General features: G+C 72.6%; 18 protein-coding genes. 12 read left to right on the forward strand and 6 right to left on the reverse strand.

What is annotated here, in order from left to right; all coding sequences use genetic code 11:
- Window positions 1–2: 2 nt before the first annotated feature.
- The 4 genes from PUR61_RS16415 to PUR61_RS16430 all read right to left on the reverse strand — a co-directional run bounded on the left by PUR61_RS16415 (window position 3) and on the right by PUR61_RS16430 (window position 2,765).
- Window positions 3–800, reverse strand: coding sequence for an aminoglycoside phosphotransferase (locus tag PUR61_RS16415; RefSeq protein ID WP_329879589.1), 798 nt, complete (start codon window positions 798–800; stop codon window positions 3–5).
- A gap of 69 nt (window positions 801–869) precedes the next feature.
- A complete protein-coding gene (locus PUR61_RS16420; RefSeq protein ID WP_329879590.1) occupies window positions 870–998 on the reverse strand; it encodes a hypothetical protein in 129 nt (42 codons plus the stop codon).
- 4 nt (window positions 999–1,002) lie between these two features.
- Window positions 1,003–2,109 (reverse strand): radical SAM protein, encoded by a 1,107-nt coding sequence (locus PUR61_RS16425; protein WP_329879591.1) that lies wholly within the window; start codon window positions 2,107–2,109, stop codon window positions 1,003–1,005.
- Between the two features lie 152 nt (window positions 2,110–2,261).
- Complete coding sequence (locus PUR61_RS16430; protein ID WP_329879592.1) at window positions 2,262–2,765, reverse strand: ATP-binding protein; 504 nt, start codon at window positions 2,763–2,765, stop codon at window positions 2,262–2,264.
- A gap of 237 nt (window positions 2,766–3,002) precedes the next feature.
- On the opposite strand from PUR61_RS16430, the gene PUR61_RS16435 reads away from it, so the two are divergent.
- Window positions 3,003–4,349 carry a helix-turn-helix domain-containing protein gene (locus PUR61_RS16435; protein ID WP_329879593.1) on the forward strand — a complete coding sequence of 449 codons (1,347 nt, stop codon included), beginning with the start codon at window positions 3,003–3,005 and terminating at the stop codon, window positions 4,347–4,349.
- 24 nt (window positions 4,350–4,373) lie between these two features.
- Here the strand turns inward: PUR61_RS16435 and PUR61_RS16440 are convergent, their stop codons facing one another.
- Window positions 4,374–5,186, reverse strand: coding sequence for an alpha/beta hydrolase (locus PUR61_RS16440; RefSeq protein WP_329879594.1), 813 nt, complete (start codon window positions 5,184–5,186; stop codon window positions 4,374–4,376).
- A 207-nt stretch (window positions 5,187–5,393) separates the two neighbouring features.
- Here PUR61_RS16440 and PUR61_RS16445 point away from each other — a divergent pair, with 207 nt between their 5' ends.
- From PUR61_RS16445 to PUR61_RS16455, 3 genes are all read left to right on the forward strand, one after another.
- A complete protein-coding gene (locus PUR61_RS16445; RefSeq protein WP_329879595.1) occupies window positions 5,394–5,801 on the forward strand; it encodes an NUDIX hydrolase in 408 nt (135 codons plus the stop codon).
- A gap of 405 nt (window positions 5,802–6,206) precedes the next feature.
- On the forward strand, window positions 6,207–6,821 hold the full coding sequence (locus PUR61_RS16450) for an NUDIX domain-containing protein (protein WP_329879596.1): 615 nt from the start codon (window positions 6,207–6,209) through the stop codon (window positions 6,819–6,821).
- Window positions 6,818–7,915: a GNAT family N-acetyltransferase gene (locus tag PUR61_RS16455; RefSeq protein ID WP_329879597.1), complete on the forward strand. Its 1,098-nt coding sequence runs from the start codon at window positions 6,818–6,820 to the stop codon at window positions 7,913–7,915. The genes PUR61_RS16450 and PUR61_RS16455 overlap by 4 nt, the downstream gene beginning before the upstream one ends.
- A 76-nt stretch (window positions 7,916–7,991) precedes the next feature.
- On the opposite strand, the gene PUR61_RS16460 is transcribed toward PUR61_RS16455, so the two are convergent.
- Window positions 7,992–8,192: a hypothetical protein gene (locus PUR61_RS16460; RefSeq protein ID WP_329879598.1), complete on the reverse strand. Its 201-nt coding sequence runs from the start codon at window positions 8,190–8,192 to the stop codon at window positions 7,992–7,994.
- A gap of 206 nt (window positions 8,193–8,398) precedes the next feature.
- Here PUR61_RS16460 and PUR61_RS16465 point away from each other — a divergent pair, with 206 nt between their 5' ends.
- The 8 genes from PUR61_RS16465 to PUR61_RS16500 all read left to right on the forward strand — a co-directional run.
- Window positions 8,399–9,931, forward strand: coding sequence for an ABC transporter ATP-binding protein (locus PUR61_RS16465; RefSeq protein WP_329879599.1), 1,533 nt, complete (start codon window positions 8,399–8,401; stop codon window positions 9,929–9,931).
- Between the two features lie 198 nt (window positions 9,932–10,129).
- On the forward strand, window positions 10,130–10,462 hold the full coding sequence (locus PUR61_RS16470) for a hypothetical protein (protein WP_329879600.1): 333 nt from the start codon (window positions 10,130–10,132) through the stop codon (window positions 10,460–10,462).
- Between the two features lie 2 nt (window positions 10,463–10,464).
- Entirely contained in the window at window positions 10,465–10,803 is a 339-nt protein-coding gene (locus tag PUR61_RS16475) for a MazG nucleotide pyrophosphohydrolase domain-containing protein (RefSeq protein ID WP_329879601.1), read from the forward strand.
- A complete protein-coding gene (locus PUR61_RS16480) occupies window positions 10,800–11,300 on the forward strand; it encodes an HIT family protein (RefSeq protein WP_329879602.1) in 501 nt (166 codons plus the stop codon). Before PUR61_RS16475 ends, PUR61_RS16480 begins: the two co-directional genes overlap by 4 nt.
- 33 nt (window positions 11,301–11,333) lie before the next feature.
- Window positions 11,334–12,737: a phosphotransferase gene (locus PUR61_RS16485; RefSeq protein ID WP_329879603.1), complete on the forward strand. Its 1,404-nt coding sequence runs from the start codon at window positions 11,334–11,336 to the stop codon at window positions 12,735–12,737.
- Window positions 12,738–12,772: 35 nt separating this feature from the next.
- Window positions 12,773–15,115 (forward strand): methyltransferase, FxLD system, encoded by a 2,343-nt coding sequence (gene fxlM, locus PUR61_RS16490; protein WP_329879607.1) that lies wholly within the window; start codon window positions 12,773–12,775, stop codon window positions 15,113–15,115.
- Window positions 15,112–16,062 carry a glycosyltransferase family 2 protein gene (locus tag PUR61_RS16495; protein WP_329879604.1) on the forward strand — a complete coding sequence of 317 codons (951 nt, stop codon included), beginning with the start codon at window positions 15,112–15,114 and terminating at the stop codon, window positions 16,060–16,062. The genes fxlM and PUR61_RS16495 overlap by 4 nt, the downstream gene beginning before the upstream one ends.
- 93 nt (window positions 16,063–16,155) lie before the next feature.
- Window positions 16,156–16,353 (forward strand): hypothetical protein (locus tag PUR61_RS16500; protein WP_329879605.1); only part of this gene is annotated, 198 nt, incomplete at its 3' end.

Genomic DNA, 16,353 nt, shown 5'->3' on the forward strand with positions numbered 1-16,353 from the left:
GATCACTCGGCAGGGTGGCGTCGGTGGTCGCGCCAGGCGATAGCTGAAGCGGCCATCTGCCGCTTCCACGCGGAGGCGGGTTCGTGGGCGTGGACTTCCTGCCAGTGGCGGGCGTTGGCCTCCGCGAAGGCCAGCAGCACGCCGGGGTCGGCCCCCTGGAACGCCGGCAGGAGTGATGCCCACTGCTCGGCCTGCTGGGGGGTGTGTCCGGCGTCGATCAGGCGGACGGCCCACACGGCGGGGTCGGCCCAGGCCGGCCCGCGGGTGGGCCAGGCCCAGTCGATCAGGTGAGCGATGTGGTCGATCAGGACGTTGTGCGGAGCCATGTCGGTGTGCAGGAGCGCGTCTCCGGCGAACAGCTCCGGGGTGTCGCTGTATGACTCGTACCGCTGTGTGAAGCTCAGCAGCGGGATGTCCGGGCATGGGGTGCGGGCGAGCTCGGCCAGTGCGTCGACGACCAAGGGCAGGTCGGGACTGCCGGGTGAGAAGTCGGCGACGGGGCCCTCGATCACCTCGAAGCCGAGCAGGTCCCAACCTCCGGCCTGCACGTGCCACAGCACCTGCGGGCAGGACTTGGGCAGGTAGGGGTTGACGGCGGCCTCGCGCAGCTGCGTCTTCACCTGGCGGTGGTCAACGGGGATGCCCTTGATGAACACCTCACCGGAGGCAGCCAGGGCTTTCACCGCGATGCCGGAGTTCGCCCCGGTGGACACGTCGGCAGCGGTCAGGAACGGGCCGGTGCGCTCCTGAACGGCGGCGCGGGCGGCCGGCGGCAGGTGGTGCCAAGAGAGGCGGGTCATCGACACAGCGGGACTCCAGGGAGGCGGTGTGGTGGTGCCCCGGCCGGGGCCGGGGCACCACCGGGCGTGCTAGTACGGCTGGGAATCACTCGACGAACAGGAGCACATGACGACCTCCAGGACGTCGTCCAGGTCGCCGACGTACACGACCTCCTCGTCCTCCAGGGGCCGCTCGGTGAGCGTAAGGGCTACCGACATGGGATTACCTCCCTCCGTGCTGGCAGTAGGTGTTGAGCGGGGCCTTCGCCTCCTGGTAGAGCTTGGCCAGCGGCCGGCAGGTGAAGCAGGTGCCGGACAGCGTGCAGCCGGAGCATCCGCCGGTGCGAAGCTGGAGGGAGTCGGCGACGTCGCCCAGCTGGCGCAGGCCATCGACTCCGTCGGTGATGAGGTCGAACTGGGGATCGCGGCCGACCTTGCAGATCGACGCCTTCCCCCAGGGGTCGGCGTGGAAGAAGGTGTGCCCGGCGTTGCAGCCCTGGAACGGCTTGCGGGGCATGACGTAGTCGGCGGCCTGGGTGCCCATCCGCTCGCCGCCGCCCTCGATGGTCGGGCTCATCGTGGTGAACACGTGGTGCGGGAAGCCGTACCGGTCGGCCAGTGCCTGCATCGCGGGTATCTCGCCCGCGTTGCGCTCGGAGACCACGATGTTGAGCTTCAGCGGCAGGCCCGCGTCCCTGGAGGCTTCCAGGCCCTTGATGAACCGGTCGAAGGCGCCCCGGTTGCGGGTCATGCCGTCGTAGGACTCGGCGGTGGCGCCGTAGACGCTGACCGCGATCAGGTAGGGGCGGTTGCGGGCGAACACCTCCTGGATCCGCGGCTTGGACAGCTGGCTGCCGTTGCTGGCGATCGACAGCATCAGCCCCAGCTCGCTCGCGTACTGGTAGGCGGCCGGGAAGGAGCGGTCGATCAGCGGTTCGCCGCCGGTGATCTGGAACCACAGGGCGCCGGAGTCCCGCACCACGTGCAGGAGCTTGATCTTGTCCTCCCAGGCCAGGCCCTCGAAGTTCTTCTGGCCTAGGTAGCAGTGCTCGCAGTCGTAGTCGCAGCCCTTGTTGATCTCCCAGGACGCGCGGCCGTAGCCGAGCTCGGCGGGCTTCCGGATCAGCACCGCGCCCTGCAGCCGCCGCCCGTCCAGGGTCACGCCCCAGGCGTTGCGGGCCGCATCCGCGAGCCAACCGGGCATCGTGGCCTGCGGCGGAGCGTCCAGGAGCTGCTGATAGCGGCCCGCGCCGATCCGCAGGCCCTCGCGTCGGCCGGGCCGGACGACGACGTGGCCGTCCAGGAACGGAGAAGCGATCAAGTCGTGCATGGACACTCCCTTGAACAGAGGGCGGGCGAGATGACAGAGCACGCAGCGGGACGGGTGGGACGGGTGTGCAGAGGCCGGCGGCTCGGATGCCTGCACGGCCGCATCGGCACGGCCGAACGTCGGACGGCATCTGGTCCGATCCGGTACGCGGCTCAGGGAAGCGCGGACGGAGCCGGGCTGGTGCCGACGTAGATCCTCGGGCGGGCTCGGCGGATGAGCGAGGCGAGCAGCTCGGCTCTTCGGCGTCCGCGGGCTGGGACCGGCTGCTCGGGCAGAGCGTAGGTCAGCCATACGGCCTTGCCCCGAGGGGTGGGGTGGATCCCCCAGGTCGAGGCGAGGGCGTCGACCAGGAACATGCCGCGGCCGCCTTCGTCCTGCGGATCGGCCTCTCGGCGGTTGGGTGCGACGTTGGAGGCGTCCAGGACTTCGACGAAGACCTCCTGTCCGCGGGCGACCAGAGCGACGGTCAGCAGGTCGCCCTTGCCGTGGAGGACGGCGTTGGTGACCACCTCGCTGACCAGGAGGGCGAACGTCCCAGCCACGTCCTGGTCGAACTGGTATCCCCAGGCGCGCAGTTGGTCGACGGCCCGGTGTCGGGCATAGCCGACAGAGGCTGGAGTCGATGCCAGGAACCAACGCTTGGTGAAGGTGGTCATGAGCCGTCCCTGTTCGTCGCCCTCGAAGGTCGTCGCCCAGCGGGGTAGCCAGGGCGAAGCGGGTGGATGCCGCCGCCGGGGACGGAAGAGTGGAGGTCCGGCCACGGCCCCGGCGGCGGCTACCACCAGTGCACCGCTGATCACGCATCAGGTCGAGGTCAGATCGGCGGACACACCACCGGACACATCCGGTCACGGGTAGTGTCCTGTTCCTTGCGGTGCGCGTTTATGGGTAGCGTGGAGATCGGAAGTCGGGGGAACCTCGTGGCCCAACATCCTCTAGCCAACGAGACGTTGGTCTCCGCCCGCATCGCGCGCGGATGGCACACCCAGCAAGACTTCGCCGAGGCCTACTACGCCAAGGCCCAGCAGATGCACGAGCAGGCCCGGATCTCGGTCCGACAGGTCCGCCGGTGGGAGTCCGGGGTCACCACCTGGCCCAACCGCGATGCCCGCCGCGTCCTGCCGGCCCTGTTCGGCCTACCCCTGGAAGACCTCGGGTTCATCCGTCCCCCGCACCCCAGCGGCCGGCGCACGGCGGAACCCGGCGAACCACTGGAGTTGGAGGACGACGTGCGTCGTCGTACGTTCCTGGGCGGCGCCCTGGCCGCCTCGGTCCCGCTGTTCGACCTGGACGCCCTCGAACACCTCACCGCCGCCGCGCGCGACGCCGGCCGCTACAGCGACCACGAGTTGGTCACCCACCTGAGCGGCGCCCTGGACGAAGCCGCCCGCTCGGACGGCCGCATAGGCCCCCACCAGGCTCTGCCAGCCACCTTGGGCGTCCTGGCCGCGATCAACGGCGCCGCCCGAGAGGCCCGCCCCGAGGTCCGCCGCAGCCTGCTGAACCTCGGCGCCCGCGGCGCGGAGCTCGCGGCTTGGCTCCACAAGGACGGCGGCGCCCCGGACCGCGACACCGCCTACTGGCACCAGCAGTCGAAGGAAGGGGCGACGTTGACCGGCGACGGCGCCATGCACGCTTACGTCCTGCTGCGGCAGGCCCAAGCCACCGACCGCCGCGACCCGGCCCGGATGCTCGACCTCGCCCGCGCCGCCACAGGCGGCCCCTGGACCCTGCCGCCGCGCCCACGCGCCGAAGCCCTCCAGCAGGAAGCCCGCGCGCTCGCCATGACCGGCGCCCCCATCGGGGAGATCGACCGCGTCCTGGAGCGCGCCCAGTACGCACTCGGTCAGGCCGCCCCGGTTACCGGACCTGCCACCTGCACCGGACCGCTCGGCGACAGCTACACCACCGAGCGCCTCATGGTGCAGTCCGCCATCTGCTACCGCGAAGCCGGCCAGCCCGGACGCGCCGCCGACCTCTTCCAGCACCACCTGGCCACCGGCACCTTCGCCCCCAGAGACCGGGCCTTCTTCACCGCGCACCTCGCCGGATCCTTGGCCGCCGTCGGCGAACCAGACGAAGCCGCAGCCGCGGCCCTTCTCGCCCTCAACCTGGCCGCAGGCGCTCGCTTCGGCCAGGCCCTGGCGGAACTTCACCGCACCGCGACCCAGTTGCAGACCTACCGCAACCGTCCCGCCGTGCAGGAGCTCCACCAGCGCCTCGCCACCTTGGCGGCCTGAATGGGCGACTCGTTACCTCGGCAGTCAGTCGGCCACGAAGGTGCTGACCAGTTTGATGACCTCGTGCTGCCATGCCTGCGTCTGGGGATCCAGGTACTGGGGATCTTCGTGGACTGCGAACCCGTGCTGCGAACCCTCGATCTCCACCAGTTCGGCCCCGCCGCCGAACAGCGGTCGGAAGCGGCGCGACAGCTCCACCGGCACGAAGGTGTCCGCGGTGCCGTGCACCATCAGCACCGGAGCGGAGACCGCGGCCAGCACCGCCGGCAGATCCCACAGCAGCACCTCGTTCAGCAGTGCGCGGCCCAACTCGAACGGGGAGCGCTCGGTGAAGCCCTGCGAGTCCAGCTCCCGGGCCACATCGGGCGAAAGGTAGTCGCCGCTCCAGCCGGGGCGCGAGGTGGTGTACCGCTCGCGGTAGTCCAGGCGGGGGTTCAGCAGCACCAGCCGGTCGACGTCCTGCGGCCGGTTGCCGGCGAGCAGCGCGCAGGCGCCGCCGGAGAAGGACGCCGAGATCACGTGCACCGGGCCCGTCCAGCCCGTCTCGCTTCGGACGTGATCGGATGCCGCGCGGACATCGTTCACCACCGAGGCGATCGTCAGCTCGGACTCCTTGCCCTCGCTCGCACCGTGCGCGCGCAGGTCGAAGCGCAGGTTCGGCACACCGGTGACTGCCAAGTCGGCCGCCAGCCTGGTGAAGAAGCCGCCCTCCTCGCGGGTGACTCCCGAGCCGTGGACCAGTACTGCCACGCCAGACGTCGGGCCGCCGGATCGGGCGAGTGTTCCGTAAAGAGCCGTGCCGTCAAGGGACTTGAACGTTGTCTCGATGTCCGTCATGAGCCAAGGCTAGGTCACCGAACCGATCGGAGTCGGAGCGTCGCTCGTTTGGCTGACCGAGTGCGGGTCAGGCGCGGCGGAGGCCACCCCGCCGATCACGGAACGGCAAAATCTTGCGCCCCGACTGAGACACCACCGCCTTCGCCGCCAGAGTCTGGGCGGCCCTGCGCACCAGGTCATTCGCTGAGACAGGAGGGTCGCTGAGACATGCGAACTGTTCATAAGACGGGTGGCATGGTCGAGGCGACGGAGACACCCAGCGAGGCCGCCGCCCGTGAGATCGGGGAGGAAGTCGGCCTGCACGTGCCCATCGGGCGGCTGCTGGTCGTGGACAGCCTCCCGGCACGGCTCACCCGCCACGGCCGCGCACTCACCGCCCACGTCTTCGACGCACCTGTGCTGAACGCCGCGCAGGCCCGCAGCCTGGTGTTCGCCGACGGCGAGGTACGGGCCGCACGATGGCTGGCCCCGAAGGACGCGATCGCGCAGCTGCCCACGGTGCTCGGCAACCGGATCGAAGCCGCGTTCCGCGCTCTGCGCCACGGCGACGTCGAGGTCCTGGACCACACCGCCACCGCCTCGCTCGACGACCCCGAGCGGGGGGACGGCCGGTGACCCGCGCTCCTCGACGGCCGCGGGACACAGCCGGATCGGGCGGAAGGCGCCTGCCGGCGCCCCCGCCGGCAGGCGCCTTTGCCCCCAGGGCGCACGACCAGCGGCCCCTTTTCGTAGTGGGGAAGGGACCAAGGACTCGGCCGGCCCGAGGGCGCCTCGCGCGAAAGCGGCGCGCCGCGGTCGGCACACCGCCGGCTCGTAACCCGAGACCCCGACCGGGCGAGCGCATGGCCGACCGTGCGGCGCGCACCGGTTTCGCCGTCCGGTACCGCTGCGCGTCAGCAGGTCGCCGACAGGCCGATGGCCGGTTCCTCGCCCTGGAAACCCGGTGGTCGCGTACGACGAGCAAGCGAAGCACCCAGCTGGACCCGACCCTCAACGTCCGAAAGAACTCGAGGTGATGCAGTGACCGACCAACAGACGGCGGCAAACAGCACGGTGCGGGAGGTTACCGCGAGCACGTTCCTCCTGCGCCGTGACGCGGGCCAGTGGAGCGTGGGACTGATCTGGCACGACCGGCTCGAGAGCCACATGCCTGCCGGCGGCCACGGCGAGGTCGGGGAGGGAGTGCACGACGCCGCTGTCCGCGAAGTCCTGGAGGAGACCGGCCTCAGGGCCCGCCTGATCCCCGGACCCACCGCACCCACCCCCACCGGTTTCCCCCACCGCCCTGTTCCCGCCCCGTGGTGGATCTGCGAGGGAGGCGCGAGCCCCGACGGCCACACCAGCACCCCACACACCCACGTCGACCACATCTACCTGGCCGTCGTCGACACCACGGGCGCGGACACCGAGCGGCAGGCCGACCACCAGCTCACCTGGTTCACCCACAGCCGTCTCACCTCCGCCCCCACCGTCTCCGAGGACAGCCGACTCCTCGGCCTCCAGCTGATGACCTGGCTGGACGGCGCCCCCGCCGGCGCCGAGGACGACCCTGCGCTGCTTGGCACTCACCTCACGCACCGGGCGACCCTGGGCCGCCCGCCGGCGCAGCAAGGCCGGAAGGAGGAGTCGGCATGATCGACGGCTGGACCACGCTCTCGTCGACCGTCGAGTACACGGGAGTCAGTCTGGTGGTGCGCCGCGACGAGGTCCGGCGCTCCGACCGGAGCCTGGGGACGTACGAGTACACCGAGTCCGTCGACGGCGTGCGCGTGGTGGCCCTCGACGACCGGGGCCGGATCGCCCTGGTGTGGGAGAACGTCTACGTGTGCGGCCAGCGGCTGCTGATGTGTCCCGGTGGCGGATGCCTCCCCGGCGAGGACCCGATGGCGGCCGCTCGCCGGGAACTGGCCGAGGAGGCCGGCATCCGTGCGGCCGAGGTCGAGCTGCTGACGACGATGTGGCGGATGCCCGCCGGCACGCGCACCCGCGAGCACCTGTACCTCGCCAGGGACCTGAGCATCGGCAGGCACCACCGGGACGCGAGCGAGGCCGACATGGAACTGCGCTGGGTCGCCCTGGAGGAGGCGGTGGCGATGTGCGGCGACGGCCGGATCACCGAGGCCGGCACCCTCACAGCCGTCCTGCTCGCCGCGCAGCGCGCCGCCGCCGGGACCGCCCCGCCCACCGTGGGCACCGAACGCAGCCCCGCGCCGGCCCCTCCGACACCACCGGCCCCCGTCCGCCCGGCCACCTCCGACGACGCCGAGGAACTGCTGCGACTGCGGGTGGACGTCCTGACCGGCCGGCCCGCCACCGACGCCTGGCGCGACACCTTCCTGGCCGACATGCGGGCCCGGCTCGGCACCGACCCGCACCTGCTCGCCTTCGTGGCCGACGGCGAAGCCGGGAGCCTGGCGGCGTGCGCGATCGGCATCCTCTACCGGGGCTACGACGGCCCCGCCTACCCCGGCGGCCTGTGGGGCCGCGTCCACACCGTCGTGACGGATCCGCTCCAACGCCGCCAGGGGCTGGCGGAGGCCGTCACCCGGGCCCTGGTCACCGCGCTCCAGGAGCGCGGCTGTTCCTCGGTCGAGCTGATCGCCACCCCCGAGGGCCTGCCGCTGTACGACCGGCTCGGCTTCGACCCCGCCGCCCACTACCTGACGCTGCGCCGGCCCCTGGCGGAGGCCCGCACCGCTCGGCCCGGGACGGCGGGAGGGGCGGCGTGAAGCGGCCCCGACGCGGGACGGCGGCGGCCGGCGGGTCGTCCCCGAGCGAGCAACTGCTGTTCGGCGGACCGATGCGCTACGACGGCGGGTTCGTGCGCCACGAGGACGCCAGCGCGCAGGCAGGCCTGTGGACGGTGGCCCGGCAGATCCCCGGCATGCTGCGCCTGGCGTGGGTGCTCGCCTGGCGGGCCGACCGGGCGGCCCTGGTGGGTGTGGTGCTCGCCGAGGTCGGCCGCGCGGTGGCGGCGGCGGTCTCCCTGGTCGCCGTCAACGCCACCCTCGGACACCTGTTCGCCTCCGCCGGCGCACGCGGTGCGCTCCGTGCGGTGCTGCCCGCCGTACTGGTGGCCGGCGCCGCCGCGGCCGCGGCCGCCGTGCTCGCGGCCGTGTCCTCCGGGGGGGGCGGACCGGCTCAGCCCCCGGATCCAGCACACGGCGACCGTCACCCTGCTGGACCGGGCCCAGCGGGTGGAGATGGCCGCGATGGAGGACCCGACATTCAACCGCCTGCTGGAGTCGGCCCGCTTCGGCATCAACTCGGTCCACCGGCTGACCAGCGAGTCGGTCTCCATCCTCAGCACTGTGCTCTCCATGGCCGCCACCGGCGGCGTGCTGTTCACCCTGTCCCCGCTGCTGCTGCCACTGCTCGTGCTGATCGCGGCACCCCGCGGATGGGGCGCGGCCATCACGGCCAGGCGCCGGCGCACCTCGGTGATGGCCTGGCTCCAGCACCTGCGGGCCTCCCAGCTCATCGCGCAGCTGCTCACCCAGACCTACACGGCCGCCGAGATCCGGGTGCACGCCGCCGGCGGCTTCCTGCTGCACCACTTCGAACAGATGGCCCTCGCTTCGGACGCGGAGCAGGCCCGCCTGGCCGCGGCCGCCGCACGCACCAGGATCGCCGCCTCGGCCGCCTCCGGTCTCGCCTTCGCCGCGACCTTCGGCCTGCTGGGCCTGCTGGTCTCCACCGGGCACCTGGCGCTCGCCGCCGCGGGCACCGCCGTCGTTGCGGTGCGCACCGGCGCCGCGGACATCGGCGGTCTCCTGAGCAGCGTCAACGCGCTCTTCGAGGAAGCACTGTACGTCGGGGACCTGCAGACCCTCACCACCGAGGCCGACGCCCGGGCCATCCCCACCGGCGGCACCGACCTGCCCGAGCGCCCCGACGCCATCAAGGTGGAGAACGTCTCGTTCACCTACGCCGGCCGCAGCACGCCCTCGCTCGACAGAGTCACCCTGACGGTGCCGACGGGCCGGATCGTGGCCCTGGTCGGGGAGAACGGCGCCGGCAAGTCCACCTTGGCCCGGCTCCTGTGCGGGCTGTACCAGCCCGACAGCGGCACCATCCGCTGGGACGCCGTCGACACCGCGACAGCGGACCGCGCGCAGCTCTTCGCCTCCACCGTCCTGCTCCCTCAGGACTTCTTCCACTGGCCTCTCACGCTGCGGGCGGTCGTCACCACCGGCCGGCCCGGCCATCACGACGACGCCCGCGCACTCGCGGAGGCCGCCGAGTTCGCCGGGATGGAGGCCCTGCTGCAGTTACAGGACCGAGGATGGGACACGCTGGCGGCGAAGGGCTTCGAGGGCGGGGTCGACTTCTCCGGCGGGCAGTGGCAGCGGATCGGTACGGCCCGCACCTACCTGCGCGCGACCACGGCCGACGCCGGCGGCCGGCGTCCGTTCCTGGTCATCGCCGACGAGCCGACCAGCGCGCTGGACCCGGCCGCGGAGGTGCGGGCCTTCGACAACCTGCGGCGCCTGGCCGGCCAGGGGGCGACCGTGCTGCTGATCACCCACCGCCTGGCCGCCAGTGCCTCCGCCGACCTCATCTACGTCCTCAAGGACGGCCGTCTCGTCGAACAGGGCACGCACGAGGAGCTGATGGCGGCCGGCGTCGACCAGGCGGGCGCGGGCAGCTACCGCACCGCCTACCTCCTCCAGGCCCGGCAGTACGCCACCCAGCTGCCCGGCCCGCGCCCGGCCACCGAAGCGGCTGAGCGGAGCGGCCGGTGACCGTCCGGCAGCAGTACCGGGCGGTCACCGGGGCGACTGTCAGTCCCCCCTGGCATTGTCACCCAATGAACTTGCACGGATACGAATCGTGATGGATGGGGGTGTGCAACACCGCCCGGCCGTCGTCGCGGACCGCCGCGGAGGGCGGCGCGGGCCGCAGAGAACTCGCAGCCGCCCCGAGCCGCTGACTGCCCACCGATGCCCCCGCTCCGAGAGAGGTTTCGCGGTGCCCCCGCTCCCACCCACATCCACGACCTCGTTCAGGCCTGCCTTGAGCGCCACCCCGGCGAACGCGCCCGCCTCGCGCCACTGGTCGAGTTGCCGGACACCGACCCCGCACCCACGAGCCGGGCCACGCTGCTGCGGGTCGTCCTCGGGCCCCGGCACGAGCCGGTCTCCCCGCACGCCGTGGTCCTGCACGGCACCTGCGAGGGGAAAGCCAACCGGTTCGTCCCGTACGGCGACATCGACAAGCCGGCCGCTCCCGTCCCGCCGTACGTCGGCCACCGCCTCCAGCTGATCGGAGGCTGAGCGTGGACCTCAGCGAGATCACCGCGCGGGCGATGCGCGTTCACGGCCTATACGACGAGCTCAACGAGGCCCGGCGCGGCCGCACTTGGGACAGGCAGGACTTCGTGCTCGGCTTCGTCGGTGACGTCGGCGACCTCGCCAAGCTCACCCAGGCCGCCGACGGTGTCCGGTCGGCGCCGCCAGGCGCCCGCGACCTCGGGCACGAGCTGGCGGACTGCCTGTGGTCCGTCGTCGTGATCGCCGACCTGTACGGCGTCGACCTCGAGGCCGCCTTCACCACGACCATGCGGCACCTGGAGGAGTCCATCTCCGGCGAACTGGACCAGGAGGCGACGCGGTGAGGCGGGTCGAGTTCGACGAGCAGGCATACGCACAGCGGTCCCGGACCGGGCCCTGCTTCATCTGCCGCATGCTGGCCGGGGACCCGGAGTTCCGGCACGAGATCGTCCACCGGGACGAGCGCCACGTGGTGTTCCTGGACCGGTACCCGACCCTGCTCGGCAAGCTGCTGGTCGCCCCGGTCCGGCACCGGGAGGACGTCATCGGCGACTTCACCGCGGAGGAGTCCGCCGAGCCCTGGCAGGTCGTCCACCGCGCCGGGGCGGCGCTCCAGCGGGTCGTGCCGACCGAGCGGATCTACCTGCAGAGCCTCGGCTCCAAGAGCGGCAACAGCCACGTCCACATCCACGTGGCCGCGCTGCCGCCCGGCGTGCCGTACGACCGGCAGCAGACGGCCGCCCTGCTCTGGGAGAGCGCCGGCCTGCTCGAGGTGCCTGCCGAGGAGAGCACCCGGATCGCCGCGCAGCTGCGGGCCGCACTCTCGTCGGGAGCGGGATAACACGCAGGTCCCCCCGGCGAGGAGCCCGCCCCGATGCCCACGGAGCAGTCCGCGTCAGTCCCGCCCCGCCACCAGGAACCCGTCGACGTCCACCTCATCCTGCGCCGGGACGGCGCCGCGGGACCCGAGGTGCTGCTCTCACGCCGCACCGGACAGGTCTACGCGTCAGGCCTTGTGCACCTCCCAAGCGGGCACCACGACGGACCGCACGAGGACGCCGTTCAGGCGCTGATCCGCGAAGCGAAGGAGGAGACCGACGTCGACATCGACCCGGCCGATGTCCGCCACGCCGTCACCGTGCACCACCGAAACCCGGCGGGCGCCGCCCGGATCGGCTTCTTCTTCGAAGTCCGGCAATGGCAGAGCGAACCCCGCATCATGGAACCGGCCGTGTGCGACGCGATGGACTGGCACCCGCTGGCCGACCTGCCGTCCCCGATGGTGGCCTACTGCCGGGCCGGACTGGACGCCTACCGGGACGGCCAGCGGTTCGCCGTCCACTTCCAGCAGCCCGGCGACCCGATCGCCTTCGACCCCGCGGCGGACCGCCTACACCCGGTGCCCTCCACCGGCGCGGACCCGGACGCACCAGACCGGGAGGTGCGGGAGTTCACCGAGCAGGCGATCGGGCGCGTCAGCGCCTGGACGGACGCCTCCTGGGTCCGGGAGGGCAGCCGCGTGTGGCATGTTCGCGGCACCAAGGGCGGCGAGTGGTTCGTGAAGCTCCACCGGGGCGCCCGCTTCCACACCCGGGAGGTGACCGCGTACCGAACCTGGGTACCGGCCCTGGGCCCCGCCGCGCCCCGCCTGGTAGCCGTCGACCCGACGCTGCGGACCGCCATCCTCACCGCGCTGCCCGGCCGCTCCCTGCACGGCGCCGTCCACTCCCCCGACGAGCAGCTGCACGTCTTCCACCGGATCGGGGCGCTCGCGGCCGCGATCCACCGCAGCGCCCCCGCACAGCTGGGCGGCGGGCCACCGACGGCTCTGGAGAAGCTGGAGCGCCACCTGGCCGGCGCCGGCGACCACCTCGCACCCGGCGACGAGGACTACATCCGCGCCGTGGCCAAGAGGGCCGAACAGCTCACCGCCCTCGACTGGGTGCCGACCCACGGAGACTTCCAGCTGCGCAACCTCCGGTGGGACGGGGCCGCCGGAAGCCTGTACGTGATCGACTTCGAGCGCGCCGAACCGGGCCCGGCCATCAGGGACTTCGTGCGCCTGTCCGACGCCTGGACCGGCCGACCGGACCTCCACGAGGCCGTGATGGCCGGCAACGGCAGGCAGCTCTCGGCGGCCGAGGAGGAACACCTGGCCGTCCACCAGGTCCTCGACGCCGTCTCCGGGATCCAGTACGGAGCTGCCAATGCGGACCCCGAGCTCGTCGAACGAGGCCGCCGCACCCTGGCCCGGCTGCGCGCCACCCACCGCCCGTGACCACCCGCACCACCAACAACCCGAAGGAGCAGCGCGTGGCATATGTCCGTGAGGAGTGGGAGGAGCACTACGCAGGCGGCCGGGGGTTTCGGCCGCTGGGCGACAGCGAGCGGGCGCTGCTGGCCGAGCACACCCCCGCGCCCGAGGCCGGTGGGCGAGCGCTCGATCTCGGCTGCGGCACCGGGGAGTTGGCCGCCCATCTCGCGGGTCTTGGCTACACGGTGGACGCCGTGGACTTCGCCGCCAGCGCGGTGGAGCGGGCCCGGGCCGAACACGACGGGGTCGAGGGGGTGCGGTGGCTGCGACTGGACATCGAGCGCGACGACCCGGCGCAGCTGAACGGGGACGGCTACGACCTCATCACGCTGCGCCTGATGTACCCGTTCCTGGGCGACCGTACCCGGGTGCTGCGCGCCCTCGGTGAGCGGCTGCGGCCCGGCGGCGCCCTCGTGGTGATCACCCCCGTGGTCGAGCACACCCCGGCCGACAAGCGGGCGATCGCCCTCGACGAGGACGAGATCAGCCTGCTCACCGCCGGGTGGGAGGAGACGCGACACTTGGCTGCGGACGACCTCGCGGTCCTCGTCCTGCGCGGCCCCTGCCACACCCACACGAAGGCCGTCGAGAAGAGCCCAACGGTCGGCCACGCCCTCACCGGAGCCGTGGTGGTCGTCACCGACGATGCCGGTCGGGTCCTGCTGGGCCGCTCCCGCCGGAACATGTGGGAGCTGCCCGCCGGAAAGACGAGCACGTCGGAGAGCTTCGAGGACGCGGCGGTGCGGGAGCTCGCCGAGGAGACCGGACTTGTCGCCACCACCGCCGACGCCACCGTGGTGACCATGCTCACCGACGACTCCCACGGTGTTCCGCGGCTGACCGCCGTCGTGCGCGTCAGCGCCTGGAGCGGGATGCCGGCGAACCCGGAGAAGCAGCTCCTCGACCGGTGGGAATGGCACAGCCTCCACGCCCTGGCCTGCCTCGGCGATGTCTTCACCCCGGCCGCGCAGGCCCTGAACGCGATCTGGCCCGGCGTCATCCCCGACCTGCCGGCGGTCCACGCCTACCCGACCGCCGCCGACCAGCCGCCCGTGCCCGGGGAGCCCGCCCAGGCCCTCCGGCTGCGCCGGCGGATGACCGACGCCGTCATCGCGGCCGGCTGGGCGCCCTCCGCCGCAGTACAGAACGCGCTGCGTACGGTGCCCCGGCACCGGTTCGCGCCGGAAAAGAACCTGGCGACCGCCTACGACGACGACTTGGCCGTCGTCACCCGCTGGGACGAGAACGGGCGGGCGACCAGTTCGGTGTCGGCGGCGTGGCTGCAGGCCGACATGATCACAAAGCTCCGGCTGGAGCCCGGCGCGGCCGTGCTCGAGGTCGGATCCGGCGGCTACAACGCCGAGCTGATCGCGCACGTCGTCGGCGAGGGCGGGCAGGTGGTCACCGTCGACATCGACCCGTACGTCGTGCACCGCACCCAGCGGTTCACCGCGGAGGCCGGCAGCGGGCGCGTCCTTGCGGTGCAGGGCGACGGGGCGCTCGGCGCACCCTCGCGACACGTGCCCCGCGGCGGGTTCGACGGGATCGTGATCACCCACAACGCCTGGGACATCGCCCCCGCCTGGCGCCAGCAACTCCGGGAGGGTGCCACGCTGGTGGTTCCGCTGGAGGTGCACGGCTACACCCGGGCGATCGCCCTCGAACGCCGCGGTGACGTGCTGCACGCGACGGCCTGGACGTACTGCGGATTCGTCCGCGACCTCGGGCAGAACGGCCGCACCACCCCGGTCGTCGACCTGGCCGGCGGTGAGCTGCGGCTGCGCTTCGAGGACGTCCCGGCTAGCGACACCACGGGCCTCGAGGAGGCACTGCGCGGCCCGCGGACCGAGGAGCGCACCGGTGTGACCATCGCGGGCGGGGAGTCCTTCGAGACGCTGCAGCTCTACCTCGCCACCACGGTGCCGGGCTTCTGCCGCCTCGCCGGCGATCGGGCCAAAGACAGCGGGATCGCCGCCTTCGCCCGCAGCGAGAACGCGCCCGCCCTGCTCGGTGACGGCAGCCTGGCCTACCTCACCTACGTCTGGGTGAACGACGGCGAGACGCCGGCCCAGCAGCGGGCCGAGTTCGTCGCCCACGCCTTCGGCGAGAGCGGCCCGGCGCTCTCCGCCCGGCTCGCCGCCGCGGTGCGCCGGTGGGACGGGCACGCTCGCGGCCACGGCTACCCCCGGATGACCGTCCACCCCGCCACGACCCCGGACAGCGACCTCCCGGCCGGCCACGTCGTCGACAAGGTGCTCAGCCGGTTGGTGTTCCAGTGGGCCGGCCCTGACGAACCCCTCGCCGCGGCGGCCGGCGAGCTGGTCACGCGGAGCGCAGGGTGAGCGGCTCCCGGCGCCCCTCGGCGGCGCCCGCGGCCACCGACCCGGCAGGAAGGCAGGACCGGGCCCAGCGTCCGCTCGTCGGCGTCGTTCTGCTGACCATGAACGACCGCCCTGAGGAGGAGCGCGCCTCGCAGGCCACGCTCCTGGCCCAACGCGGCGTCGAGGTGCGGATCTGCGTCGTCGGCAACGGCTGCACACCGGACGTCGTCCCGGCCGGCGCCGTGACCGTCGTCCTGCCCGAGAACCTCGGCATCCCCGGCGGCCGCAACGAGGGAGCTCGCGCCCTCGCCGAGCTCGACCCGCCCCCCGACTACCTGTTCTTCATGGACAACGACGCCTCCTTCCCTCGCCCGGACGTCCTCGCCCTCCTGGTCGCCGAGGCCGGGCAGCACCCCGAAGCCGGCTACGTGCAGCCGCGCCTGACCGGCCCGGACGACACCACCACCCCGGGGCGCTGGGTACCCCGCCTGCGGGCCGCCGACCCGGGCCGCCCCGGCACGATCACGTCCATGACCGAGGGTGTCGTTCTCGTCCGCCGCGCCGTCTTCGACCAGGTCGGCGGGTGGTGCGCGGACCTGTTCCTCTACCACGAGGGGTTCGACCTCGCGTACCGGATCTGGTCCCAGGGCTACTCCGGCTGGTACGCGGCAGGGCTCCACATGCACCACCCGCTCAGCAGCCCGTCCCGGCACGCCCTCTTCCACCGGCTGGCCGCCCGCAACCGCGTGTGGGTGGCCTACCGCAACCTGCCCGCCCCGCTGATCCCTGTGTACCTGGCGGTGTGGACCGCAGCCACCGCGCTGCGAGCCGTGCGCGGCGGAGGCGCCTGGGAGTCCTGGCAGGGCTTTCGTGAAGGGTGGGCCGGCCGCCTCGACCAGGACCGGCAGCCGATGAGCTGGCACACCGCGTGGCGCCTGACCGCCGCCGGACGCCCGCCCGTCCTGTAACCCCGCCCCGCACCGGCGCCCGGCCCGCGTCGGCCGTCGACACCCCCACTGCTCCAGGAGGTAACTGTGCCGCAACTTCCCAGCCTGCTCGCCGTGACCGCGGTCAGCGAGGTGGCGAGGCTGGGGACGATCAGCGCGGCGGCCTCGGTGTTCCTCGGCTATGAGATCTCGATCGCCGGCACGAACCGCAGAACAAGAAGGCCGTCCGGAACGGACCGGCGGAACCGGCGATCCCTCAACGGAACGGTCGTCCTGCACGTGCCTCCATCGGTGATCAAAGCCAAGAGCGCC

Source organism: Streptomyces sp. BE20, from assembly GCF_036322525.1.
In the GTDB taxonomy this organism is placed as follows: Bacteria; Actinomycetota; Actinomycetes; order Streptomycetales; family Streptomycetaceae; genus Kitasatospora.

Excerpts from the sequence above, each read along its gene's own strand:
- PUR61_RS16415 (WP_329879589.1), bottom strand. The coding sequence starts at position 800 with ATGACCCGCCTCTCTTGGCACCACCTGCCGCCGGCCGCCCGCGCCGCC.
- PUR61_RS16420 (WP_329879590.1), bottom strand. The coding sequence starts at position 998 with ATGTCGGTAGCCCTTACGCTCACCGAGCGGCCCCTGGAGGACGAGGAG.
- PUR61_RS16425 (WP_329879591.1), bottom strand. The coding sequence starts at position 2,109 with ATGCACGACTTGATCGCTTCTCCGTTCCTGGACGGCCACGTCGTCGTC.
- PUR61_RS16430 (WP_329879592.1), bottom strand. The coding sequence starts at position 2,765 with ATGACCACCTTCACCAAGCGTTGGTTCCTGGCATCGACTCCAGCCTCT.
- PUR61_RS16440 (WP_329879594.1), bottom strand. The coding sequence starts at position 5,186 with ATGACGGACATCGAGACAACGTTCAAGTCCCTTGACGGCACGGCTCTT.
- PUR61_RS16445 (WP_329879595.1), top strand. The coding sequence starts at position 5,394 with ATGCGAACTGTTCATAAGACGGGTGGCATGGTCGAGGCGACGGAGACA.
- PUR61_RS16455 (WP_329879597.1), top strand. The coding sequence starts at position 6,818 with ATGATCGACGGCTGGACCACGCTCTCGTCGACCGTCGAGTACACGGGA.
- PUR61_RS16465 (WP_329879599.1), top strand. The coding sequence starts at position 8,399 with ATGGAGGACCCGACATTCAACCGCCTGCTGGAGTCGGCCCGCTTCGGC.
- PUR61_RS16470 (WP_329879600.1), top strand. The coding sequence starts at position 10,130 with ATGCCCCCGCTCCGAGAGAGGTTTCGCGGTGCCCCCGCTCCCACCCAC.
- PUR61_RS16485 (WP_329879603.1), top strand. The coding sequence starts at position 11,334 with ATGCCCACGGAGCAGTCCGCGTCAGTCCCGCCCCGCCACCAGGAACCC.